Here is a 24218-nt window from a genome sequence, read left to right as displayed (position 1 = left end):
GGAGTAGTACAAATGAATATAGTCTTAGATTCAAATATAATACGGGCATTTGCGATAGCCCTGGTGGTTACCCTGACCCTGGGGCCGTTCTTTATCCCGCTGCTGCGCCGGCTCAAATTCGGCCAAAATATCCGCAGCGACGGGCCGTCCCGGCACCTTGCCAAAGCTGGTACGCCCACCATGGGCGGGGTGATTTTCATTATTGGTGTGCTGGCTGCAGGGTTGATTACTGGCTGGAATTACTTGGATGCCCTGGTGGTGTTGGGTATTACCTTTGGTTTTGGTTTAATTGGATTCATAGATGATTTTATTAAGGTGGCCCTGAAGCGGTCTTTGGGATTGCGAGCCAGGGAAAAACTACTGGGCCAGATTTTACTGGCCGTACTGCTGGGAGTGCTGGCTATTACAGTGCTGGAGCGTGACACCACAGTTGCTGTACCGTTCAGCAGCCTGTTGCCAGGCTCTAATGTGGGGTTGGATTTAGGCACCTGGCTTTATGTTGCTTTTGTCGTGCTGGTGGTGGTGGGTACGAGCAATGCCGTAAACCTCACCGATGGCCTGGATGGCTTGGCGGCCGGCGTGACGGTGGTTGCCGCTTCTACCTTTATATTAATAGGGGCGCTGTCGGGTCGGCCGGGGGTGGCCCTGGCCATGGCGGCACTAGCTGGCGGGTGCTTGGGTTTTTTATTTTATAACCGGCACCCTGCCCGGGTTTTTATGGGTGACACGGGATCGTTGGCCCTGGGCGGTGCCCTGGGAGCAGCGGCGGTGATTACCGGTGCTGAGCTTTCTTTGTTGATTATCGGGGGTGTTTATGTGCTGGAAGCCCTTTCGGTAATGCTGCAAGTGTTTTCATTTCAAATATTTGGTCGACGCATCTTTCGCATGAGCCCACTGCACCATCATTTTGAGCTGGGCGGTTGGAGCGAACAGCGGGTAGTACGTACCTTCTGGCTGGCGTCAATACTTTTTGCAGCGCTGGGACTCTACGGCTTTGGTGCCGGGTGTTGAAAGATTGAAAGTTGAAGTGGGAAGAAGGTATTCTTTTGAACATTAAGGATAAAAAAGTTTTGGTGGTAGGGGCAGGTAAAAGCGGTATTTCAGTATCTCGATTTCTGCTGCGCAAGGGCGCTATGGTGTTGCTCACCGATAACCGGGAAAAGGATAAATTAGGCGGTGCTCTGGACGAATTGCTGGAGGCCGGTATGCAGGCCGAGCTGGGGAGTTATCCTGATGTGCGGGGCGATACCTTCGATATGGTGGTGGTCAGCCCCGGTGTTCCTCCGAGTGTGCCCCCGTTGGTCTCAGCCAGACAATACGGTATCCCGGTGCTTGGTGAACTGGAGCTGGCTTATCGCTTTGCCAGTGCCCCCATGGTGGCCATTACGGGCACCAACGGTAAGACTACCACCACTACGCTGGTGGGTGAAATATTTCGGATGGCAGGCCTGCGCACCCTGGTGGGGGGAAATATCGGGCTGCCCCTGGTGGATGTAGTGGAAGATTACGGCCCGAAAGATATAATTATCGCTGAAGTATCCAGTTTCCAACTGGAAACGGCTAATCATTTCAAACCCCGGGTAGCGGTGGTGCTTAATATTACCCCTGATCATTTGGACCGCCATGGTAGCATGGAAGGTTATATCGAAGCCAAGGCCCGTATCTTTGCCCGGCAGGGTCCGGAGGATTTTACTGTGTTAAATTATGACGACCCGGGAACAAGAGCGCTGGCTGGTGCTACTTCAGGTAAAGTAATATTTTTCAGCCGCAAGCATAATTTAGAAGAAGGAGTTCTTGTCCGCGGGGATATGATTGCAGTGCGCCATAAAGGTATTGATACTGATATTATACCGCCCCGTGAGGTGGCTATCCCCGGAGTACATAACCTGGAAAATGCCCTGGCCGCCGTTGCGGCCGCCTTTGCGCTGGGGGTGAGGCCCGAGGTACTGGCCCGTATCCTGCGTTCCTTTCCAGGGGTGGCGCACCGGCTGGAAACTGTGGCCCAAAAGGACGGAGTACTCTTTGTCAACGATTCCAAGGGAACTAACCCCGACGCAAGTATCAAGGCTCTCAAAGCCTTTGACCGGCCCATCGTGCTCTTAGCCGGAGGCCGTAACAAAGGTAGTGATTTTAGCGAGTTTGCCCGCTTGATTAAACAAAAAGTTCGGGTGCTGGTGGTGTTGGGTGAGTGCGCGGGTGAAGTCGAGCGGGCTGCCCGGGCGGCGGGCTGTAATAATGTGTTGAAGGCACCCGGCTTTCGCGAAGCGGTACTTATGGCGCACGCTTCAGCTAAGCCCGGGGATGTGGTGCTGTTGTCGCCGGCTTGTGCTAGTTGGGATATGTTTAATAACTTCGAGGAACGGGGAGATCTGTTCAGGGAAATAGTACTTAACCTGTAGGGAGGTTATGGCATGCGTACGCGCAAGGGGGCACCGGATTTTATATTATTTTTAACCGTGCTGATATTACTAAGTATCGGCCTGGTGATGGTGTTCAGCGCCAGCGCATACTTTGCCGGTGACCCGGAAGGGCCGTTTGGCGACCCCTTTCATTTTTTTAAACGACAATTATTTGGTGCAGCATTGGGAATTGGCGTCATGCTGCTGATGATGAATTACGACTATCAACGGTTGAGACGCTGGGTGGGGCCTATGCTGATAGCTGCCTTTGTTATGCTGGTTATGGTGCTGGTGCCGGGTATCGGTATGGAAGTCCTTGGTGCCAGGCGCTGGATAGACTTGGGTTTTATTAGTTTTCAACCCTCCGAACTGGTTAAAATATTTATTATCATCTTCACGGCCTATGGCTTAGCCCAGAAGAAAGACCGTATTCAAAACTTAAGTACCGGATTATTTCCTTTTTTGGCGGTAACCGGCCTTGCTGCTCTGTTAATATTGGCCCAGCCGGACCTGGGCACGGCGGCTACACTTTGTGGTACAATTTTTATCATGCTATTCACTGCCGGTGCCCGGGGTGGACACTTGACGACGCTGGCGGGTTTGGGTGCTGTCGGGGTAGCTGCGGCTATTTATTTTGAGCCGTACAGGATGCGAAGATTTACAGCTTTTTTAGATCCCGAGGCCGACCCCACCGGGGCGGGCTGGAATATTTTAAATGCTCTGATGTCTCTGGCTTCAGGGGGATTGCTGGGTATGGGATTGGGACAGGGGCGGCACTCTAAATTTTTGTTCCTGCCCGAACGCCATACTGACTTCATCTTCGCTGCAATAGGCGAAGAGCTGGGTTTCATCGGAGGCTGCCTGGTTATACTGTTGTTTGTTTTACTGGTATGGAGAGGTTTTCGGGTGGCCATTACCTGTCCGGATACCTTCGGTAGTCTGCTGGCCGCCGGTCTGGTTTCCGGTATAGCGCTGCAGGCCTTTATCAATATCGGTGTGGTGACGGGATCTTTACCTGTTACTGGTATTACCCTGCCCTTTGTCAGCTTTGGTTCCACATCCTTAATTTTTTCACTCATGGGTGTGGGTATTATACTAAATATATCTAAGTACAGTTCCCGCAAGTAAAGGGGTGAAACGTTTGCGATTCATTATAAGCGGTGGCGGCACCGGAGGCCATATATACCCGGCGCTGGCCATTGCGGGCGGTCTCAAACAGCGTTATCCAGGCTGTGCTGTTATGTATATCGGTACTAACCGGGGACTGGAGTCTGACATTGTGCCCAGGGCTGGTTATGAGTTCCATGCCGTTCGGGCGGTGGGCATCAAGCGGAGCCTTTCCTGGCATAACTTAAAAGTACCCTGGGAGGCCTGGTCCGGCTACCGGGAGGCCCGGCGGCTGGTCCGCAATTTTGCTCCCCAGGCGGTTGTGGGCACTGGCGGTTATGTATGCGGCCCAGTGGTACTGGCTGCCGCCAGGATGAAAGTCCCCACCTTGATTCATGAACAAAACGCTTTGCCTGGTATTACCAACCGAATTTTGTCCAGGGTGGTCAACCGGGTGGCTGTTACCTTTGAAGATGCTTTGACCTTTTTCCCTGGCCGAGCTCCTGTGTGCATTACCGGGCTACCCGTGCGTGCTGAAATTATTTCCGCTGAGCGGGAACGGGCCAGGGAAAAGTTTGGGGTGCAGCCAGGCGAGCTGCTGGTGCTTTCCTTTGGTGGCAGTCAGGGAGCCCGCACTTTGAACCGGGCTGTGGCCCAGTCACTAAAGTACCTGGCGAGTATACCGGAGCTGCGCTTGCTGCATATTACCGGCAGTGGGCAGTATGACCAGTTTATGGACATGCTGCAAGGTGAAGGTCAGGGAAATGATTTGCCCGATAATGTTACTGTGGTTTCATACATGTATGATATGCCCGAAGCCATGGCAGCGGCCGATCTGGTGGTGAGCAGGGCCGGTGCTGCCACTTTGGCTGAAATCACTGTGCGTGGTTTGCCTGCCTTGCTGGTGCCATTTCCCTATGCCACCGGCAATCACCAAGAGCATAATGCCCGGGCACTGGTATCCCGGGGGGCGGCGGAGATGGTTCTAGATGCGGATTTTACGGGCGGCGAGCTTGTGGAAAGAATTAAACAGCTGCTGGCTAACCGCAGCCTGTTAACAAAAATGGCCGAGGCCAGCCGCAGATTAGGCAGACCCCATGCCTTGGACGATATTATTGACATTGTTCAGGAAATAATTTAGATAAATCAGCTGGTTATTCATATTGAACCGGTTTATGACAATGCGGATTATAACCGGAATAACAGCTGTATCAACATAACTTATACTCCAACAAAATTGGACAGGCCCGGGAGTTGGCATGCGTTGGCTGTGGCATGTAACACCTTGTTTATATAAAGCATAATATAAGGTATCTTTCTCTCCCGACTGCCGTATATGCGCCATTGGGTGCGGGAAGGAGCTGATTAGCGGGTGCAGGATATTCCAGATAAAATTCATTTTATAGGTATTGGCGGTGCCGGAATGAGTGGGCTGGCCAGGGTATTATTGGATTTGAGCTATGATGTTCGGGGTTCGGATATCAATAGCACACCGGTAACCGAGCGGCTAAAGGCCCAGGGAGCCACCATATACAAGGGACACGCAGGTGCCAATGTTGGCGATGCTGCACTAGTTGTATATTCTACGGCCATTAGTGATGAAAATCAGGAAATCCAGGCTGCTAGAGAAAAGGGTGTGCCGGTGATCCATAGAGCAGATTTGCTTGGTCTTTTAATGAGACGGCAAAAAGGTTTGGCTGTGGCTGGTGCGCACGGTAAAACAACTACTTCAGCTATGCTGGCACTGGTATTGGAAAAATGCCAACAGGATCCCACTATATTAATCGGAGGTGAATTGACTGATATTGGCGGCAACGCCAAACTTGGACGGGGTGCGTTCCTGGTGGCGGAGGCAGACGAAAGTGACCGGTCTTTTTTAAAACTGCGACCGCATCTGGCGGTGGTCACCAATATTGAAGACGATCACCTTGACCATTATGGTTCAGTGGAGGAAATTATTTACGCTTTTCGGCAATTTATAAAAAAAATACCCGCTAACGGTACAGCTGTATTATGTTTTGATGACGGGCAGGTCAGAGCCATGGCTAAAGAATGTGCAGGGCGGCTGGTTACTTATGCCCTGGATAACCCGTCTGCTGATTATACTATGCGGGATGTAAGGGTGGATGCGGGAAGATCCACGGGAGAGGTATATTTTAAAGGGCAGCATTTGGGACAGCTGGTGCTGGCGGTACCTGGCCGCCATAACCTGGCAAATGCGCTGGCGGTGGTGGCGGTATGCTGTGACATTGGTTTGTCCTTCAGCGAAGTGGTTGAGTGCTTGAAGTGTTTTAAGGGGGCCGGCAGGCGATACCAGTTACTGGGCCGGGAAAAGGGAATAACCGTGATTGATGACTACGCGCACCACCCCACTGAAATTGCTGCCACGCTGCGGGCAGCCCGGCAGGTGCACCCCGGCAGGGTTATCGCTGTGTTTCAACCGCACCGGTACACCAGAACCAAATTACTGTATAATCGATTCGGATCTTGTTTTGGTGATGCCGATTTGGTCATTATTAACGACATATATAGTGCCGGAGAAAAACCTATCGCCGGTGTATCAGCCCAACTAATCGTGGACGCTGTGTATGATCACAAAGGAGAACGACCGATCAAATTGCCCTCCGGAGGGGATACCGTTGATTACCTGGCAGGGATGCTGCAAGAAGGTGATCTTGTGCTAACTATGGGTGCGGGGGATGTGTGGAAAACCGGTATAGCACTGGTGAATAGATTAAAGGAGAGTATATAGTTGACAAATTCGGTACTCCACGCACAATTACAGCGAAGTATTAAGGGCCAGGTTTGCTTTAGCGAGCCCATGAGCAAATATACCAGCTGGCGTATCGGGGGGCCTGCTGACCTGCTGGTAAAGCCCAGGGATGAGGAAGATTTGCGCCAGGCGCTGGTATATGCACAGCATCATGCTCTGCCCGTTACCATCATTGGCAACGGTACCAACTTACTGGTTGCAGATCGCGGTATCCGGGGTATGGTAATTAAAATAGGACCGGGTCTTGCAAACATTGAAATTCACAATCACATAATCCGCGCCGGTGCCGGTGCACCGTTGCCATTATTGGCCAGAAAAGCTATGCAGGCCGGGTTGGCCGGGTTTGAATTCCTGGCCGGCATACCCGGTTCAGTGGGCGGGGCATTGGTGATGAATGCGGGGGCCAACGGCTGTGCCGTAGGGGAGTTGGTCAGGCAGGTGATTGTTTGTGACTATGCCGGTAATAGTTTAATTTTTGAGGCTGATGAACTGACCTTCGCATACCGCCAAAGTTGTCTGGCCCGGAGAAATATTATTGTGGCAGGTGTGGTTTTGGAAGGAAAGCCTGACCGGGTGGAGGAAATTAAGGAAAGGATGGAACTTTACCTGGCCCGGCGCAGACAGACTCAGCCATTGGAATACCCCAATGCCGGCAGTGTTTTTAAAAACCCGCCCGGTGATTCTGCGGGGCGGCTGATTGAACTGGCAGGTTGTAAGGAAATACGGGTGGGGAATATACAGGTATCCCCCCGCCATGCTAATTTTTTTGTCAACCTCGGCGGTGGTACCGCCGGTGAAGTATTGGAGATAGTACAGCGGGTACAAAACATGGTGGAAGAAAAATGTGGTGTTAAACTTGTACTGGAGGTGCAGAAGCTGGGAGATTTTTAGCGGAGGTGACAAATAATTGCAAAGGTTTATGATCACGGGTGGCAATCGTCTGTCTGGCACTGTTAAGGTTAGCGGTTCTAAAAATGCTACACTGCCCATAATGGCAGCCAGCCTGCTGCTGGATGGAAAGTGCACCATCAGGGGCGTGCCCCGCTTGCGTGATGTGGCGGTAATGCGCGAGTTGTTGATTTATCTTGGGGCCAGCGTGGTTTGGGAAAAGGACGTTATGCATATTGATACCCAGGGTGTTGGTTACCAGGATGTATCAGAGGAATTAATGCGGCGTATGCGGGCTTCCAATTTGGTGCTTGGACCATTAATTAGTAGATATAAATATGCTAGAATTTCCTACCCCGGGGGCTGCGATATAGGGTCACGCCCTATGAACTTTCATTTAAAAGGACTACAGACTATGGGGGTGAGCATCAAGGAGAAGTTCGGTTATATTACCGCCGAAGCAAAGAAGCTTAAGGGCAGTGAAATATATCTGGATATGCCCAGCGTGGGAGCCACGGAAAACCTGATAATGGCTGCGGTGCTAGCCAAAGGAACGACGGTGATTCGCAATGCCGCTCGTGAGCCGGAGATAGTGGATTTACAAAATTTTTTAAACTGCCTGGGAGCTCAGGTTAAGGGTGCGGGTACGGATACCATTAAAATAACCGGTGTTAATGGGCTAAACGGGGCGGAATACACTGTAATACCAGACCGTATTGAGGCAGGTACCCATATGGTAGCAGCCGCCATTACTCGGGGGGATGTACTGGTAACCAATGTCATCCCGGAACACCTGGAGCCTGTAATCAATAAATTGCGGGAAGCGGGCGTGTACGTGGAGGTGAAAGATGACCAGGTTCGGGTGGCGATGGATAAAAAACCCCTGGCAGTAGATATAAAAACCATGCCATATCCGGGGTTTCCCACTGACATGCAGCCGCAGTTCATGGCATTTATGACGCTGGCTGAAGGAACCAGTGTGATCAGTGAAACCATCTTTGAGAACCGCTATAAGCATGTCATGGAATTTCGCCGGATGGGTGCGGATATTCGTTTGGAGGGTCATACAGCGGTGGTTAGGGGGGTGCCGGGCCTGTCAGGTGCCTGTGTAGAGGCCACCGATTTGCGGGCCGGTGCAGCGCTGGTGCTGGCTGCGATGGCGGGAGAAAATGGCACGGTGCTGGACCAGGTAGAGCATATCGATCGCGGCTATGAAAGGTTGGAGAATAAATACAATGCCCTGGGGGCAAGGATTATTCGAGTGCACAGTTAATGTGGACTCTTTTTTGGTTTTATGGGGGACAAGCGCGAAATTTAGCGGGGGAAATGCAGTCATATCAATGGCAGGCGGGTTCGCCAATGTTAGTATTTACGAAGTAACTTTTTAAGTTTACTACACGCAATAAAAATAACCCGGTTATTAGCCGTATTAAAGCATCTCCAATAGTTCTTCAATGGTAAGGCCCGCCTGGTTAAGAATGCTTTTCAATGTCTTAGGTTTAAGCGTTTTATTACCATGCACGGGTACTGTTACTAGCAATCCGCCGCCTGATGGCTCAAGGTAATGGTGACTACCCCGAACGTGCACTAACCTAAAGCCAGCCCTAATAAGCGCGGCTATAACATCTTTGCCGGACGCGCGAGGAATACGCGGTGTCATCATCAAAGCGACACCTCAACCTCACCATAGAATAATTGTATATCCTTTTCAGGAAGTGGGCGTCCCTGGAGCTTTAAAGCCTCAAGGTAGCCTCTAATGGCTTCCTGGATGTTCTCTAAAGCCTCCTGAATGGTATCCCCCTCAGTGATACACCCCGGTAAGGCCGGAACGGTGACTGTATAACCCCCGTCATTATCATCCCACTCCAGAATAACCTTAAACCTATGCTTTTGCATTAGCAGAGCCCTCCCCTTCTTTGTCGGGTATGTACTCCAGTAAATCACCAGGCCTTATGCCGTATTCATTGCAGATAGCATTAATGGCATTACGGTCAATTTTTTGAAAGGTATCATCAAACATAGATTTAACGGTAGCCCTATTTAACCCTGTTCTTCTAGCTAAGTCTGCTATGTTCCTTTCTTTGTGATTTGCCATTATCTCTGCTAATTTGCATACAATCATTCCCATCACCCCTGATGCTATTATAATAACCGTACTATCAATCTGTCAATCACGGTAACAAAATGTTAAAAGAAATATCATAATGCTATTGACTTTAGGAGGTAATTAAATTAGACAATATTAGTGGGCGGGAGGTATTGATATGGATAGTATGAGGTATGCCCGTGAGGCAAAGGAATTTTATAAATTAGGCCGGGAGGCTCACAATAACCCTATATGGCTTAGATTAATAGAGTTAAGTATAAAGCATGGTGTCTCTGCCTACATACGGCCATTTAATGGCGAAGTTAAAACCGTGCATGACTACCAGGCTGCCGGTCGCCTTAAAATGTATAATGATGGAAATTGGGCCACTTGATTAGTAATACACTGGCGAGTTATGTTACACTTATCTTGCTCTGTGGTTAAGATAATTTGTGTATATTTATTCTTGCTATTGGTAAAATTATTTTCAGTAAATATCGGGAGGCGATCAAATCTGATTAACACAAATGATAAAGCGGAATTGCAAAACTGCATTAACAATGCCAAGAGCGTAATCGGAGAGATTAAATCTGCTATAAACCGAATCAATGATCAACAGGAAAGGCAAGAGTTGCAAAAACTATCCAACAAAGCGGATACTTTACTGGATGAGGCAAATCAAAGATTCAATAAAATTATGTAAAACCATGTTCATACCCATATATAAATAGAGACCTATAAGGCGTATCAGAGATTTTGTTTAATGATCAAAGTAAACACCCCTACCTGTAATTACTTAAAAGGTGGGGGGTGTTTATTATCAAACTAAATATCAATTTCGAAGTGAAAGTGCAATAATAATAAAGCTGTCAACAAATTAATCAAGCAAATAATGATTTGTTTGCGGGCCACTACCCCGTTGCTGATAATATTAATAAACTTCATTAAGAACATTAATATGAAAACTAACCCCAACAGAGCGCAGGCAATAGATGTAAACACTTCCATATATATCACCTCTGTTAATTATATGGGCCTTGGATACAAAAAATGCTTTGTGTTGGGGTGAGTTCATGTATAGAATGTTCTTTTATAAGCTTTAAAGAAAGGAAGCCATTTACGCTTCCTTTCTTGAACTCTCAGTTACTTAATGCGGTTGGGGTTGTGTTGAAACAGATCAATGGAGCCTAAAATTATATGCGCCAATCCAAAGCCTGTTACACCCCAGCCGACCATAGGGTTTACATTGCGCAGGGCCAAACCTGTGGTGGTAACTGCTGCGCCTAAAACAGCGGGTATCAAGCCTTCGCGTGCCACCGTCATCCCCCCTGTTGGATTATTGAGAGTTCGACATTATTGTGTGGTTATAACCAATCTTTATACCTGTTAATTACGAGAAAGTAAAACCCCGGCGAATAAAGCCGGGGTTCTTTAGATGACTAACTTAGCCTTAGTTGGCAGGAATCAGGGTTTTCACCGGATTCGCAAACATAAATGACTTCCATTGCATCAGCGGCCACTTGTTTGCCGGGGTTGTGGCTTTGTGCCATATCCAATGCTTCGTCTAAATTATTGGCGGTAATTTCGTTACATTTCATGCCTGGTCCCCGCACTGTAAATTTATCCATAATTATCACCTCCACTAAGATTTTGTCCAAGGAAGGCATATATATTACATTACTATTTAAACGCGCAAGGTATAAGGGCAAAGAGACATAATAGTCAATGAAAAAGTTGTATAGTAAAAGGGGTTAATAAATTTTTATAGAACAATTTATTAAAGCTGCTCGTTATGTGTTTTGAATAAAATAAGCTGGTTTAAAGCGACACCTACCGGGAGTGATGGAGGTGAAGGAACCGTTTGTCCGGAGGCTCAGCTCCTAGTTTGGCCTAATTGTCAAAATAAAAAAGGAAACGGTGCCAGATAATGGTGAATTGTCGGAAGTGCAAACACTTTTACATAACCTGGGATGCCAGGTTTCCCAATGGTTGTAAGAGTTATGGAATAAGAAGCAAATATAACCCGGCTTTTGAAGTTTTAAGAGTTACAGGGAAAGGGTGTCTATGTTTCCACGAGAAGAAGATTAAACGTATTATACGCACTAATAATTAACCGTTGTTTATAATTGGTTGGTACTTAATTGATACTTTCTCTTGGACAAGGTTACTGAGGTATTTTATAATTAATATATTGAACTATTTTTGCGAAAAGAGATTGCTTAAAGCTTATTTGCTTAATTAGTTTAGTCTTGTAATGAGCTTTAGGAGAGGCCATTTCGTGTGAAAGGGACGGGACGATTATGGTGGCAGGCCCGGTGCACGCAGTGCGTAAAAAGAAAAAAATTATTTTTTGGCAAAGCTTTTTTTTTATATTCATCGTATTTATGGTAGGCTATGTTTTACTGCAATCCCCTATTTTTACAATAGCTAAAATAACCGTTCAGGGAAATAATAAGATAACTGCGGGAGAAATTGTGCAAGTATCGGGAATTGTAACAGGTTTGAATATTTTCAAGGCTGATTTACAAACCGCTTCCAATAAGGTAAAGGTTTTACCAATGGTTAAGGAAGTAAACATTGTAAGAGAATTTCCGGACACTGTGCTTATTAAAGTTATAGAGCGGGTACCCGTAGTGCTTGTTGTGGCGGATGGGCAATTCGTAGAACTGGATGCCGATGGCTATTACCTGCGCAAGGGCAGTGCCGCTACCACAGGGTTGCCGGTGGTTACCGGTGTAGAGGTGCAGGCCGTGGGGCCGGGTAAAATAGTACAGGGAAAAGGATTGGATGTTGCCCTGCAGGTGGTTCAGGAATTGACCGTTCCACTGCGGAACATCCTTTCCGAGGTACATGTTAATAATGTGGGCCTCGTAACGTTGTATACATTAGATGGCATAGAGTGCCGGCTTGGTATGCCAGAAAATGTAGGCACTAAAGGCGATTATTTTTTGCAAGTGATAGAGGAATTGCAAGAGGGAGATAAGAATATTGAGTATGTTGATTTCTCAAGTAACTCGCCGGTTGTGATGTACAAAGATTAACGACAGGTAATTTTGGGGGAATTGGCATGAAAATAAAATCATATTACTGGATAATGGTGCTGGTCGGGTTGGTTATGGGGTTTATACTGGCGGTACAATTCCGGGTCACTCAGGATATTGCCGAAAGCGCGCCGGATCTGGACAGGCCCATAGCGCTGGCCCAGGAGGTGGAAAAAGCTCGGACATCCAGGGATCAGTTGCAGGCCAGGGTTGATGAACTGCGGGTTAAACTGGACGATGCGGTAACCGCTCCGGAATTATCCAGGTTAAAGGAAGATCTGGATAAAGCACGCCAGGAAGCAGGTATGAAGGAAGTGCAGGGGGCCGGTGTGGAGGTGACGCTCAATGATAGCAATAAAGTACTGCAACCGGGGGAAAATCCCAACTTTTACGTACTGCACGACGGGGATGTGCTGCGCGTATTAAATGAACTAAAAGCAGCCGGGGCGGAGGCTATCTCCCTCAACGGGCAGCGAATTATCTCCACCACTGAGGTGCGCTGCATCGGACCCACCATTTTAGTGAATAAAAATCAGCGTCTCAGTCCGCCGTTTATTATTTCTGCCATAGGCAATCCGGATACACTGGTCAATTCGTTAAAAATGAAAAATGGAGTAGTTGATTACCTGCAGTTTTGGGGTATTCAGGTGGATGTTAAAAAAGTGGACAAGTTAATCGTACCTGCATATACGGGCGGTCTAGTATTCGATTATGCTAAATTGAAGGTTTAATACGGGAGGTGGTTTGCCTGTGCCCCTAAAAAATAGTATGTATGCTTCCATTATGTTGGTCGCGGCGGTGCTTGGGTTGATGCTGGCCTCGCAGTTTCGTGCGGTTAACCGCCCATCAAATGGCATATCCATTGACCGCGCCCAGGAGCTAACGGCGGAACTAAAGCAAATTAACGACGAAAAGGAAGACTTAGCTAAAGAAATAAGTGACTTGACTTTTAAGTTAAACCAGGTCGACCGGGGACAAGCCGAGGCTATCAGTGCCCTTCAGAGTGAGCTGAACAAAGTGCGCATGAGCGCGGGGCTGGTTACGGTAAGCGGTCCCGGAATTGAATTAGTACTGGATAAGCCCGACACAGATGATGCCCAGGTATTGCCTGAGCTGATGATAATCCAGGACGAGGATTTGTTAAGCGCAGTTAATGAACTGTGGGGCGCCGGGGCGGAGGCCATCTCCATTAATGGAGAGCGTATAACCGCCACTACCGAAATTAGGCTGGCGGGCGACTTTATTAATATTAACCTTAACCGGGTGGTTCCTCCTTATCAAATACTGGCCATCGGCAATCCTCAGGAACTTATGGACAGCCTGGAGCTGACGGGTGGGCTAAAGGGACACTGGCAAAATCTGGGCATTAAGGTGTCTTTGGAAAAATACGAAGATTTGACTTTACCTGCATATGGTAAAGGTTAATGAGAAAAAATCCATGAAAGTTTATCTTGTTAATGATTGTTTGAGTTTTATATCGTCCAATAAAGTTAGTCGAATTGATGTTGAAAATTGACAAAAATCTTGGCCATGGTACTAATATTAATAATATTTTTCGTATTAATTAAGAGAACGGCGGGTGACGTAATATTATGTGGATGGGTATCTTTCTATCTTTGGTGGGCCTGGGGGCAGGTATACTGATTGGATTTAACATACCTGTAGTTATACCACAAGATTATGCCAAATATATGTCCGTGGCAGCGCTTGCGGCATTAGACTCGGTCTTTGGCGGTATCAGGGCCGCCATTGAAGATAAATTCGATCAAAGCATATTCGTCACCGGATTTTTCAGCAATGCACTTTTAGCGGCTGGGCTTACTTATATTGGTGACCGGTTGGCAATTGACCTTTACATGGCTGCAGTGGTAGCTTTTGGAGTCAGGCTGTTTCAAAATTTGGCCATTATTCGCCGTCATATTTTAAAAAATAAAATTAACAAATAAAAAGGGAATTTTTACTGAATGCCGAATTTACAATATAAGTAAAGGTGGGGAGGTAGGCCTGCTTGGCCGGTACAATTCAAAGAGATGTGACGGCGGGATTGGATATTGGCACATCCGGAATAGCCGTAGCTGTGTTAAACCGTGGTTGCGGGCCAAAACCGGAACCTTTGGGCTATGGATTTTGCCCATCCATGGGTGTGGAAAAGGGCCGTGTAATCGATCCTGAGGATACCGCTACTGCTGTAAAAAAAGCCGTTAATGATGCCAGGGTCGCTGCGGGGGTGCCATTTTCCTCTGTTTATGTAAATGTTGACGGCCCGGATATAGTAGCCAGAAACGACAGCGTTAAGCAAGCAATCGCTAGACGGCAGGTAATCGAACGGCATGATTTACATAAACTGCAGCTGCATTTTTGTGAAACTATTTTACCGGCAAATTGGTCTGTTGTTCAACTGGTTAATATAAAATTTTACATAGACGGCAAGCATGTTACAAGGCCCCAAGGATGTCGAGGGCGGGAGCTTGGTTTATCAGCAACAGTCCTGGCTATTCCCAGCAAGCAGATGGATCAGATATGTCAATGTTTGCGTAATGTAGATTTACAGGTGAACCAAACTGCGGTTGGCCCGCTGGCCGCAGCTCAAGCGGTATTATCAGGGGTGGAACGCCAGTTAGGTGTAATTTGTGTGGATATCGGTGCCGGTTTGACTAAAACGGTCTTTATTAACCACGACATGCTGTACCATTTAAGCATATTTCCGGTGGGAGCCGGACATATTACAGCCGATCTGGCGGTAGGTCTGCATACTTCGCTGGAAGCCGCTGAAAAGGTCAAAATGGAATACGGGCTGGGGGTAATTAACGGACATGTGCAAGTCCCGAATTTATCGGGTGCCGGCTATAACACTGTCCCCGGTGAGCTGGTACATAAAATTATCAGATCTAGAATTGAAGAAATACTTGATTTTGTAAAACAATTTATTGAAAAACTGAAATTGGAAGCTTCTCTGCCTGGGGGAATTGTTCTTACAGGGGGGGGAGCCCGGCTGGTTGGATTGCCGGAATTGGCGCAGGATTATTGGATGATACCTGTGCGCAGGGGTTATAACATGCTGCTGGGGGAGGACGTATCCGACAATGAGAATGCTTATCGATATACCACTGCTGTTGGGCTGGCTCTTGGGGGAACAGGGCAGAGACAGGTGACCTGTGGGGTAAGGCGAATAGTTGAGGGGGGGTTAGTAGGTCGGTTTAAAAGTTGGCTCCGCTAAAAATCTTAGAAAAAACACTGATCCCCGAAAAGGAGGATTTTTAATGCTAGATTTTGAACTTGATTTGGATCAATACGCGCATATCAAGGTGATTGGAGTGGGCGGTGGCGGAAACAATGCCGTTAATCGGATGATAAGCGCTGGTTTAAAAGGTGTGGAATTCTTATCGGTAAATACCGACTCCCAGGCTTTGCAGATGGCTTTGGCCAATAGCAAAATACAAATCGGTGCCAAGCTAACTAAAGGGCTGGGAGCAGGGGCAAATCCGGATATCGGTCAAAAAGCCGCAGAAGAAAGCAGGGACGATATTGAACAACTGCTTCGGGGTGCTGATATGGTGTTTGTAACCGCAGGTATGGGCGGCGGTACGGGCACCGGGGCCGCGCCGGTGGTGGCTGAAATAGCCAAGGAAATGGGCGCTTTAACTGTGGGTGTGGTGACCAAGCCCTTTACCTTTGAAGGCAGAAAGCGCATGCTGCAGGCTGAGCACGGTATTCAAAACCTTAAAGAAAAGGTGGACACTCTAATTACTATTCCCAATGACAGGCTGCTGCAGGTTGTAGAAAAAAACACTTCCATCGTGGAAGCTTTTCGCATTGCCGATGACGTGCTGCGGCAGGGTGTTCAGGGTATTTCCGACTTGATTGCTGTGCCTGGCTTAATTAACCTCGACTTTGCCGATGTCAAGACCATTATGAAAGATACCGGTTCTGCGCTAATGGGCATTGGGCATTCCAGCGGTGATAACCGGGCTGTGGAATCAGCCAGGGCAGCTATTTCCAGCCCGCTTTTGGAAACTTCCATCGAAGGGGCCCGGGGAGTGCTGCTTAACATTACCGGTGGCACCTCACTGGGGCTGTTTGAAGTGAATGAGGCTGCCGAGATTATTGCCCAGGCGGCCGATCCGGAGGCCAATATCATCTTTGGTGCAGTAGTGGATGAGCGCATGGAGGAAGAAGTGCGGGTCACTGTAATTGCCACGGGCTTTGATCAGAAACAATATACCAAAGTGCAAAAACAAAAGGCAACAGAGGATAGGCCCGAGCCTAAGCCTTTTGCTACCCATGATGATTTGGATATCCCTGCTTTTTTACGTAGGAAATAATGTCGAAGGGAAATGCTTCACAGATGACATTTAGTAACAAAATTTACCAGCTCCGGCGTGTATAATAAAGCCGGGGCCTTTTTATTTGCCATGATTATTCATAAACACAAAGTCCAGGCCATATTTATGTAATAGAGGTTTTTTGCCTCGCCATGTTGGGGGAAACTAATGTCATCTTATGTGGTATATGTAGATCAGGTTTTTATTGGTAGCCTGGTGATGAATATGATGATTCTATGGGTCACAGCCAGGTTGGGAAGGACTGCCTATAGCAGGTGGCGTCTTCTGGCTGGTGCAGGGGTGGGTGCTCTGTACTCGCTGGTATTGTTTATCCCGGCTATGGAAGGCTACCTGGGGCCAGGCTATAAATTGCTGGTTTCATTTCTAATGGTGGCCGTGGTTTTTGTGCCCGGTCCGCCCAAAAAGGTACTGGCACTGCTGGCGTACTTTTATATCAGCACCTTTGCTCTGGGCGGCACCGTACTGGGGATTATCAGTTTCCTGCAAAATAGCGCCTTTGATGGACAGCTAAGCGGCATTATGCAGGCAGTGGATACCTTTTTATGGTATGGTATATTGCTGGCCTTGCTTATCTACTGGTTTTTGGGCCGGGTAGTGCCTGCGGCCATGTGCAAGCGATTAATGCTGCCTTTGCTGCGTGCTGATTTAACGGTAAGTTTGGGAGAGCGGAAAGTGAGTTTCAGTGCGTTACTTGATACAGGCAACAGCCTCAGCGACCCCCTTACCGGTTTTCCCGTGATTATCGCCGAATACGCAGCGATAAAGGAAATATTGCCGGAACAGGTGTGTGCGGTGATAGAGTCCCACAGGCAGGACGATAGTGCTTCAATACTTGCAGCACTGGGTGAAAACATCCGGTCAGCTAATTTTCGTATTATCCCTTACCGGTCGGTAGGACAAGAAAACGGCTGGTTACTTGGTTTTCGCCCTGATGAGGTGGAAATCAGGCATGGAAATAACTTTATCAAAGTTTGTGATGTAGTGGTTGCCCTGTACGGGGATTGCCTGCTGAGTGACACTTCGTGCCGGGCCCTGCTGCCCACTGGTCTATTGTAATTAATAGATTTTATTCGGGGGGAGAGTGTTCAATGCTGTTCAGAAAAATGAGATTAATATTTCGTATAACACTGTTTAAAATAATGCTGAGGTTGGGTTTAAAATCAGATGTTTATTATGTGGGCAGCAGCGAAGCTTTGCCGCCACCGTTAACCACCGATGAGGAATCTTACCTGATCGATAAATTAGAGTCAGGGGATGGAGCCGTGCGCAGTGTACTAATTGAAAGAAATCTGCGCCTGGTGGTATATATTGCCCGTAAATTTGAAAATACCGGGGTAGGTATTGAAGACCTGGTTTCCATCGGCACTATTGGATTAATCAAGGCCGTGAATACATTTGACCCCGCTAAAAAAATAAAACTGGCCACTTACGCCTCCCGGTGTATTGAAAATGAAATACTAATGTATTTGCGCCGGAATAATAAAACCCGAACCGAAGTTTCCTTTGACGAACCTTTGAACATTGACTGGGATGGAAATGAATTATTGCTTTCGGATGTACTAGGTACGGAAAATGACATTATCCATAAATATATAGAAGAGGAGGTGGACCGCAAGTTACTGCACCTGGCTTTGCAGAAATTAAACGGCCGGGAGAGAGGGATTATGGAACTGCGGTTTGGCTTGAAAAATGGCAAAGAAAAAACACAGAAGGAAGTTGCTGATATGATGGGCATTTCCCAATCTTATATCTCCAGGTTGGAAAAGAGAATTATTAAGCGTTTGAAAAAGGAAATCAACCGCATGGAATAAGCCCATTAGTCATGTATAAATCACCAATCCCGAGGTAATAATGAAATTGAAATCAGCATAAGTCATGGGAAAGGGTGGTATGTCAATGCTGGTCAACAAGGTTGAGATTTGTGGCGTAAACACATCCAAACTCCCGGTGCTATCCAGTGCTAAGATGAAAGAACTCTTTATTGCACTTCAAAATGGGGAATACTCTGCCCGTGACCAGCTGATTAATGGTAATCTGCGGCTGGTGCTCAGCGTTATCCAGCGCTTCACCAACCGGGGTGAGTATGTAGATGACCTGTTTCAGGTGGGTTGCATTGGCTTAATGAAGGCCATTGATAATTTTGATTTATCTCAGAATGTCAAATTCTCCACTTACGCGGTGCCTATGATTATTGGCGAAATCAGGCGCTATTTAAGAGATAATAACCCCATTCGAGTGAGCCGTTCCCTGCGGGATGTGGCCTACAAGGCACTGCAGGTGCGTGACTCGCTGGTTAATAAGCATTCCCGGGAACCGTCTATAAATGAAATTGCCAGTGAACTAAAAATGCCCCGGGAGGAAGTTGTTTTTGCTCTGGACGCTATTCAAGAACCTATATCTTTATTCGAGCCTATCTTTCATGACGGTGGTGACCCCATCTTTGTCATGGACCAAATCAGTGACGAAAAACATTTGGATTTAACCTGGCTGGAGGGTATTGCCATCAGGGACGCCCTGCGCAAACTGAGCGATCGTGAAAAGCTGATCCTCACCCTGCGGTTTTATGAAGGCAAAACGCAAATGGAGGTGGCAGAAGAAATTGGCATCTCCCAGGCTCAGGTTTCACGGTTGGAAAAAGCGGCGCTGCACCATATGCGAAAACACGTGTGATTAGGCAAATAAAGGTGGCGAGTCCGAAGGAGGTTCTTTATATGCTTAAAACACTGGCCTGGTGTAGTATTATTATTGTATCAGTCTTAATTGCAGTACCGGTTTACGGGTCCGCGCCGCAGGATGACGATGCGGTATACGCCTATAACCAAAACAATTTATTTTATGAAGAGGATTTTTTCCGTTCAGATTGAGCAGGCACCCTCATATACATATGTATGGGGGTGTTTTAATATGGTTAAAATCTCCGATTTGCGCATGCGGGAAGTTATTAATATAGCGGACGGGCGTCGCCTCGGTCCTATAAAGGATATAGATATTAATTTGGAGGAAGGGCGCATCAACGCTATTATATTACCGGGGCACGGTGGTGGCGGCGGTGGAAAGTTTATGAGCTTTATCGGGCGTGAAGAGGAAATGGTGGTCCCCTGGCAAAAGATCAGAAAAATTGGCGTGGATGTAATCCTGGTCGACCTGGCCTTTAATTTACCGGGCTCTGAACTGCACGGCGGTATTAAAGAAAAGTGGTAGCATAACTATCAATCAGGCCAAGGTATCCGCCTGATTTTTTTTCTTAATTAATGTATCTAGTCGTTAAAATATGTTTGACCAAAACTAGTGGATTTTTATGCTATTAAGTTTCTCCTTTAGCTAGATATAGTAAAATGCACAAAATACAGATTATGGTGCCGTTTTCCTTTTTTGCTTTAACAACAAAGTTTAGTATAATTAAAGAGCAAATAATACTACATATATTGTTTGCATGTGACTGACACGGCGTGTCTCGTCTGTGCATTCATATGTGTCTTTTTTTTTGCTTTATTAACGAGCCGGTGGCTGGTGTGACTGGGAGTAATTTTCCGGTACCGCAGAAAACTGATTATTAATATGGGCGGTGAATTATATGCGATGCCCCTATTGCGGCACTGCCGACAGCCGGGTGCTGGACTCCCGGCCTACAGAGGAAGGTAATTCAGTGCGCAGGCGCAGGGAATGCGGCGAATGCGGTAAGCGGTTTACCACTTACGAGCGGGTGGACGAGCTACCATTGATGGTGGTGAAAAAAGACGGCCGGCGGGAATTTTTTGACCGGCAAAAGCTGCTGGCCGGCCTGATCACTGCCTGCCAAAAACGTCCTGTGCCCATCAATTTGCTGGAGGGAATGGTAGGTGAAATTGAGAGAGATTTAAAGAGTATTACCGACAGGGAAGTACAAAGCAGGGATATAGGCGAACAAGTTATGCTGCGGCTGCGGAATTTGGATGAGGTGGCCTATGTTCGCTTTGCCTCGGTATACCATGAATTCAGGGATGTCCAGGGATTCATGCGGGAAATCGAGCAGCTGATAAAAAGAAAGCATGATTAATAACCAGTGGTTATGCATAAAATCGGATTTATTGCAATGTGCCTTTGGGTATATATTAGTAATGTTTTGCAAGATTAAACGCGATTTGGAGGAGGCTAACTAGTTGTTCAAGGTTATCAGGAAGCGGGATGGGCGTGAAGTGCCCTTTGATGACGCCAAAATTACCGATGCTATTTTTAAAGCGGCCCGGGCGGTGGGCGGAGAAGACCGGCAAACTGCCATGGAACTCACTATTGAAGCGCTGAAAATGCTGAGAAAAAAATATAACGGCATCACTTTCGGCGTGGAGGAAGTCCAGGACGTGGTGGAAAAAGTTCTTATTGAGGCAGGTCATGCCAGAACCGCCAAGGCATATATTCTTTACCGGGATAAGCGTACGCGCATCAGGGACGCCAAAAGTGACCTCATGGACGTGGTGGAGGAAATATTGGAGGAAACCAGCCGGGAAAATGCTAATATCAGTAATTCTCCCTCGGCCAAGATGCTCCAAATAGCCAGTGCGGCCAGCAAGAAATATTACCTCACCCGGCTAATTCCCGAAGAATTCTCCCAGGCCCACCAGCGGGGGGATATCCACATACACGATCTGGATTTTTACGGAAAAACGCTTACATGTGTGCCTGATTTTGAATATACGTTGATACGTGATCAGAAGGGTGACGTACGCCGGGTCAAATTTGATTTTTTCAATGAACTGGCGGAGGCCACTAGTAAACCGGAAGTTATTGCAGGGACACAGGTTTGGAATCTGGATGGTTATCAGATACTTGGTCGAAAAGGCTGGACGCTGATAAATAAGATAATGCGTCGCAAGCTTAGGGAAAATGAATTCATATACCGCATTAAAACACGTAAAGGTCTACCTATTCATTTAACCGGGGAACATAAAGTACCGGTTTTAAGAAACGGGAAAGAAATTTTGGTTCAGGCAAAGGAAATAGCGCCCAAAGACAAGTTACTGCAGGCCAGGAAAGAGTTTAATGAGCAATTTGAAATTCCTATATTAGATTTATTTATAGAGAATAGGGATAAAGTACCATACGGTGTGACCATAAGAAATACACATAAATTGATTTACTGGCTAAAATATAAATACGATGATTTTAAATTTAATCTTACAGTTGGGGCTAAGCAAAGCGTTAAAGGCGGCTATGTTTTAGATGGAGAAGAGTATGCAAAACTGAGTGAAAAGTACTATATCCCTTATGAGGTGAAACAACAGTTAACTGTAACTACCACAAAAGGAAGTAAAACACTACCAGCATTTTTAACTATTACACCTGAATTCGTAAGATTAATTGGCTATATTTTGTCAGAAGGCCATATTAGTGTTACTTCTTCGGGTAGGGCTATTGCTATTATCAATGAAAATCCTGATATTCAAAAAGATATTGATTATTGTATAAGTGTAGTTTTTAACGATAAAACTTCTATTTTATATGCTAATAGTAAAAAAACTAAAGAAAAAGGTCGTATGTTAAATGGTTCTGTATATGTTGCATTATTTCAAAATATTTTCAATATGAAGTATGATGCTGCTCATATTGATGTTCCTGATTTTATTAATAATATATCAGATAATTTAAAGGGTGAATTTTTACGGGGCCTTTTTGACGGAGACGGTCATTATGGAGATAAAAGAATTACTTATGTTACGGTATCTGAAGTTTTAGCTAGAAAGCTTGTTTTATTATTAAAACAAATTGGGGTTGAGTCTACCTTATACTATAAACAAACCAAAGATTCCCCTGTAGTAGTTAATGGCAATGTAGCTACTACTAGAAATTATAATACCTGGGTTGTTAATATATTGGATACAACTAGCCTAAAGAGTTTTTTTAACTATGTTCCCTCATTAAAGAACACAAACACTACTAAAGAATATGCCGACACAGTGCCGGGTAGAAACCTGGATCCTCTGGATGTTGTTTCAGTGGAAGAAGTTAAAGGTTATGACAGGTATGTGTTTGATTTAGAAACAGGGGAACATTGGTTTACCGTAAACGATTATGTGGTGCACAATTGTGTGCAAATCCCCCTGGAGCGGCTTTTAGCCGAGGGGTTCGATAACGGGCATGGCTATATCCGCCCGCCTAAACGGCCCAACTCAGCTACTGCGCTGGCGGCCATCATATTGCAGAGCTCCCAGAATGATATGCATGGCGGGCAGTCCTTTGCTTTCTTTGACCGGGACATTGCGCCTTACGTGGAAAACGCCAGCGATGATGAAACTTACCAAGCAATGGAAGCTCTGGTATATAATCTTAACAGTATGCATAGTCGCGCTGGCGCGCAAGTCCCTTTTAGCTCTATCAACGTGGGAACTGAGACTTCCGAGGCGGCCCGCAAGGTGACGAGAAGCTTGATTTTAGCCTACGAGGCCGGGTTGGGCCGGGGGGAAAACCCCATCTTCCCCAATATTATATTCCGGGTCCAGAAAGGAGTTAACTTTAACCCGGGCGATCCCAACTATGATCTGTTTAAACTGGCTTTGCGGGTAGCGGCCAAACGCCTCAATCCTACTTTTAGTTTCATGGACTCCAGCTTCAACAAGGAGTGGGGCGACCAGGTGAGTTACATGGGCTGTCGCACCAGGGTAATGGCTAACCGCCGGGGCCCGGCGGTGACCGACGGGCGTGGAAATCTTTCTTTCACTACTATTAACCTGCCCCGGGTGGCCATCAACGCGGAGCGGGATATGGATAAATTCTTCCGCTTACTGGACAAGCTGATGACCCTGGCCATTCGCCAGCTGTACCACCGTTTTGAAGTGCAGGCTAAACTTAAGGTGAAGGATATGCCCTTTGTTATGGGGCAGGGGCTATATTTAAATTCCAGGGGACTGAAGGATTGCGATCCCATTCGGGAGGCCATTGTTAACGGTACTTTGTCGGTTGGCTTTATCGGGCTGGCCGAGACGTTAACCGCTTTGACCGGCCGACACCATGGCGAGGATAAGGAATCCCAGGAATTAGGTCAACAAATTGTGGCGCACCTGCGACGTCGTATTGATGAGGCTTGTGAAGAATATGATCTTAACTACACACTGCTGGCTACTCCCGCGGAGGGCTTGAGCGGTCGGTTTATTGCCATGGATCGTAAAGATTACGGCATTATTCCTGGTGTGACAAATAAAGAGTATTATACCAATTCTTTTCACATACCGGTTAATTTCCCCATTTCCAGCTTTGATAAAATTAGCCTGGAAGGGGTTTATCACAAGTATTGCAATGCCGGGCACATTAGTTACGTAGAAATGGCTTCTCCACCGGTGCATAACCCCGAGGCGATGGAAGCTATCATCAGGCACATGGGAGAAAGCGACATGGGCTACGCTGCAGTGAATTTCCCGGTAGATTTTTGCATGGGCTGTAATACTTTGGGTGTAATCAACGAGGATGCCTGTCCCCGTTGCGGGTCCACGGCCATCAGGCGGGTACGCCGCATTACAGGCTACCTGAGCACGGTGGATCGGTTCAATGACAGCAAAGTGGCTGAGCTGCACGACCGTATAGTGCATAAGTTTTAAACCACTTCAAATGCTA

The 24218-nt window shown here is 46.9% G+C and carries 27 protein-coding genes; 21 read left to right on the top strand and 6 right to left on the bottom strand.

The genetic code is table 11. The features are described 5' to 3' along the window. The first annotated feature begins 12 nt into the window (after window positions 1–12). From mraY to murA, 7 genes are all read left to right on the top strand, one after another. Window positions 13–1011 (top strand): phospho-N-acetylmuramoyl-pentapeptide-transferase, encoded by a 999-nt coding sequence (gene mraY / locus DESGI_RS17390; RefSeq protein WP_006520373.1) that lies wholly within the window; start codon window positions 13–15, stop codon window positions 1009–1011. A gap of 35 nt (window positions 1012–1046) precedes the next feature. Continuing rightward, on the top strand, window positions 1047–2399 hold the full coding sequence (gene murD, locus DESGI_RS17385; protein ID WP_006520372.1) for a UDP-N-acetylmuramoyl-L-alanine--D-glutamate ligase: 1353 nt from the start codon (window positions 1047–1049) through the stop codon (window positions 2397–2399). A 12-nt stretch (window positions 2400–2411) separates the two neighbouring features. Next, window positions 2412–3527, top strand: a complete 1116-nt coding sequence (gene ftsW / locus DESGI_RS17380; RefSeq protein ID WP_006520371.1) for a putative lipid II flippase FtsW — start codon at window positions 2412–2414, stop codon at window positions 3525–3527. Window positions 3528–3540: 13 nt separating this feature from the next. Further along, a complete protein-coding gene (murG, locus tag DESGI_RS17375; RefSeq protein WP_006520370.1) occupies window positions 3541–4647 on the top strand; it encodes an undecaprenyldiphospho-muramoylpentapeptide beta-N-acetylglucosaminyltransferase in 1107 nt (368 codons plus the stop codon). Between the two features lie 231 nt (window positions 4648–4878). Beyond that, window positions 4879–6258 carry a UDP-N-acetylmuramate--L-alanine ligase gene (murC, locus tag DESGI_RS17370; protein ID WP_006520369.1) on the top strand — a complete coding sequence of 460 codons (1380 nt, stop codon included), beginning with the start codon at window positions 4879–4881 and terminating at the stop codon, window positions 6256–6258. Further along, entirely contained in the window at window positions 6259–7170 is a 912-nt protein-coding gene (gene murB, locus DESGI_RS17365) for a UDP-N-acetylmuramate dehydrogenase (protein WP_006520368.1), read from the top strand. 16 nt (window positions 7171–7186) lie between these two features. Then, window positions 7187–8440: a UDP-N-acetylglucosamine 1-carboxyvinyltransferase gene (gene murA / locus DESGI_RS17360; protein ID WP_006520367.1), complete on the top strand. Its 1254-nt coding sequence runs from the start codon at window positions 7187–7189 to the stop codon at window positions 8438–8440. Window positions 8441–8596: 156 nt separating this feature from the next. Here murA and DESGI_RS17355 read toward each other — a convergent pair whose 3' ends face one another. From DESGI_RS17355 to DESGI_RS17345, 3 genes are read right to left on the bottom strand one after another with little or no spacing between them, the layout of a single operon-like run. Next, window positions 8597–8830 carry a type II toxin-antitoxin system HicA family toxin gene (locus DESGI_RS17355; protein WP_006520366.1) on the bottom strand — a complete coding sequence of 78 codons (234 nt, stop codon included), beginning with the start codon at window positions 8828–8830 and terminating at the stop codon, window positions 8597–8599. Continuing rightward, entirely contained in the window at window positions 8830–9063 is a 234-nt protein-coding gene (locus DESGI_RS17350) for a type II toxin-antitoxin system HicB family antitoxin (protein WP_006520365.1), read from the bottom strand. Before DESGI_RS17350 ends, DESGI_RS17355 begins: the two co-directional genes overlap by 1 nt. Next, a complete protein-coding gene (locus DESGI_RS17345; RefSeq protein ID WP_006520364.1) occupies window positions 9050–9289 on the bottom strand; it encodes a helix-turn-helix domain-containing protein in 240 nt (79 codons plus the stop codon). Before DESGI_RS17345 ends, DESGI_RS17350 begins: the two co-directional genes overlap by 14 nt. A 142-nt stretch (window positions 9290–9431) precedes the next feature. Between DESGI_RS17345 and DESGI_RS17340 the strand changes: the two genes are divergently transcribed. After that, the gene (locus DESGI_RS17340) at window positions 9432–9647 is read left to right on the top strand and encodes a hypothetical protein (protein WP_006520363.1); all 216 of its coding nucleotides are present in this window, start codon (window positions 9432–9434) and stop codon (window positions 9645–9647) included. 431 nt (window positions 9648–10078) lie between these two features. Here the strand turns inward: DESGI_RS17340 and DESGI_RS17330 are convergent, their stop codons facing one another. The 3 genes from DESGI_RS17330 to DESGI_RS17320 all read right to left on the bottom strand — a co-directional run bounded on the left by DESGI_RS17330 (window position 10079) and on the right by DESGI_RS17320 (window position 10881). Further along, the gene (locus DESGI_RS17330; protein WP_006520361.1) at window positions 10079–10261 is read right to left on the bottom strand and encodes a hypothetical protein; all 183 of its coding nucleotides are present in this window, start codon (window positions 10259–10261) and stop codon (window positions 10079–10081) included. Window positions 10262–10396: 135 nt separating this feature from the next. Further along, the gene (locus tag DESGI_RS17325) at window positions 10397–10576 is read right to left on the bottom strand and encodes a hypothetical protein (protein ID WP_041284964.1); all 180 of its coding nucleotides are present in this window, start codon (window positions 10574–10576) and stop codon (window positions 10397–10399) included. Window positions 10577–10692: 116 nt separating this feature from the next. Beyond that, window positions 10693–10881, bottom strand: coding sequence for a hypothetical protein (locus DESGI_RS17320; RefSeq protein WP_006520359.1), 189 nt, complete (start codon window positions 10879–10881; stop codon window positions 10693–10695). Window positions 10882–11553: 672 nt separating this feature from the next. Here DESGI_RS17320 and DESGI_RS17315 point away from each other — a divergent pair. The 13 genes from DESGI_RS17315 to nrdD all read left to right on the top strand — a co-directional run bounded on the left by DESGI_RS17315 (window position 11554) and on the right by nrdD (window position 24202). Continuing rightward, window positions 11554–12294, top strand: a complete 741-nt coding sequence (locus DESGI_RS17315) for a cell division protein FtsQ/DivIB (protein ID WP_006520358.1) — start codon at window positions 11554–11556, stop codon at window positions 12292–12294. A gap of 26 nt (window positions 12295–12320) precedes the next feature. Next, a complete protein-coding gene (locus tag DESGI_RS17310) occupies window positions 12321–13025 on the top strand; it encodes a DUF881 domain-containing protein (RefSeq protein WP_006520357.1) in 705 nt (234 codons plus the stop codon). A gap of 19 nt (window positions 13026–13044) precedes the next feature. Continuing rightward, complete coding sequence (locus DESGI_RS17305; RefSeq protein WP_006520356.1) at window positions 13045–13719, top strand: DUF881 domain-containing protein; 675 nt, start codon at window positions 13045–13047, stop codon at window positions 13717–13719. Window positions 13720–13886: 167 nt separating this feature from the next. Then, a complete protein-coding gene (locus tag DESGI_RS17300) occupies window positions 13887–14240 on the top strand; it encodes a small basic family protein (RefSeq protein ID WP_006520355.1) in 354 nt (117 codons plus the stop codon). A gap of 62 nt (window positions 14241–14302) precedes the next feature. Then, window positions 14303–15511 (top strand): cell division protein FtsA, encoded by a 1209-nt coding sequence (gene ftsA, locus DESGI_RS17295; RefSeq protein ID WP_006520354.1) that lies wholly within the window; start codon window positions 14303–14305, stop codon window positions 15509–15511. A 43-nt stretch (window positions 15512–15554) separates the two neighbouring features. Next, the gene (gene ftsZ / locus DESGI_RS17290; protein ID WP_006520353.1) at window positions 15555–16616 is read left to right on the top strand and encodes a cell division protein FtsZ; all 1062 of its coding nucleotides are present in this window, start codon (window positions 15555–15557) and stop codon (window positions 16614–16616) included. Between the two features lie 168 nt (window positions 16617–16784). Beyond that, on the top strand, window positions 16785–17693 hold the full coding sequence (gene spoIIGA / locus DESGI_RS17285; RefSeq protein ID WP_006520352.1) for a sigma-E processing peptidase SpoIIGA: 909 nt from the start codon (window positions 16785–16787) through the stop codon (window positions 17691–17693). Between the two features lie 32 nt (window positions 17694–17725). Then, window positions 17726–18448 carry an RNA polymerase sporulation sigma factor SigE gene (gene sigE / locus DESGI_RS17280; RefSeq protein ID WP_006520351.1) on the top strand — a complete coding sequence of 241 codons (723 nt, stop codon included), beginning with the start codon at window positions 17726–17728 and terminating at the stop codon, window positions 18446–18448. An 85-nt stretch (window positions 18449–18533) separates the two neighbouring features. After that, window positions 18534–19307 (top strand): RNA polymerase sporulation sigma factor SigG, encoded by a 774-nt coding sequence (sigG, locus tag DESGI_RS17275; protein WP_006520350.1) that lies wholly within the window; start codon window positions 18534–18536, stop codon window positions 19305–19307. 41 nt (window positions 19308–19348) lie between these two features. Continuing rightward, the gene (locus DESGI_RS24765; protein WP_006520349.1) at window positions 19349–19501 is read left to right on the top strand and encodes a hypothetical protein; all 153 of its coding nucleotides are present in this window, start codon (window positions 19349–19351) and stop codon (window positions 19499–19501) included. Between the two features lie 40 nt (window positions 19502–19541). Beyond that, window positions 19542–19838, top strand: a complete 297-nt coding sequence (locus DESGI_RS17270) for a YlmC/YmxH family sporulation protein (RefSeq protein WP_006520348.1) — start codon at window positions 19542–19544, stop codon at window positions 19836–19838. Window positions 19839–20211: 373 nt separating this feature from the next. Then, window positions 20212–20673: a transcriptional regulator NrdR gene (gene nrdR, locus DESGI_RS17265; protein ID WP_006520347.1), complete on the top strand. Its 462-nt coding sequence runs from the start codon at window positions 20212–20214 to the stop codon at window positions 20671–20673. 103 nt (window positions 20674–20776) lie between these two features. Beyond that, a complete protein-coding gene (nrdD, locus tag DESGI_RS24000) occupies window positions 20777–24202 on the top strand; it encodes an anaerobic ribonucleoside-triphosphate reductase (protein WP_006520346.1) in 3426 nt (1141 codons plus the stop codon). Window positions 24203–24218 lie beyond the last annotated feature (16 nt).

The sequence above is a fragment of the Desulfoscipio gibsoniae DSM 7213 genome, from assembly GCF_000233715.2.
Classification (GTDB): domain Bacteria; phylum Bacillota; class Desulfotomaculia; order Desulfotomaculales; family Desulfallaceae; genus Sporotomaculum; species Sporotomaculum gibsoniae.
Note: the sequence above shows the minus strand (reverse complement) of the source record. Positions and strands in the feature narration are given on the sequence as shown.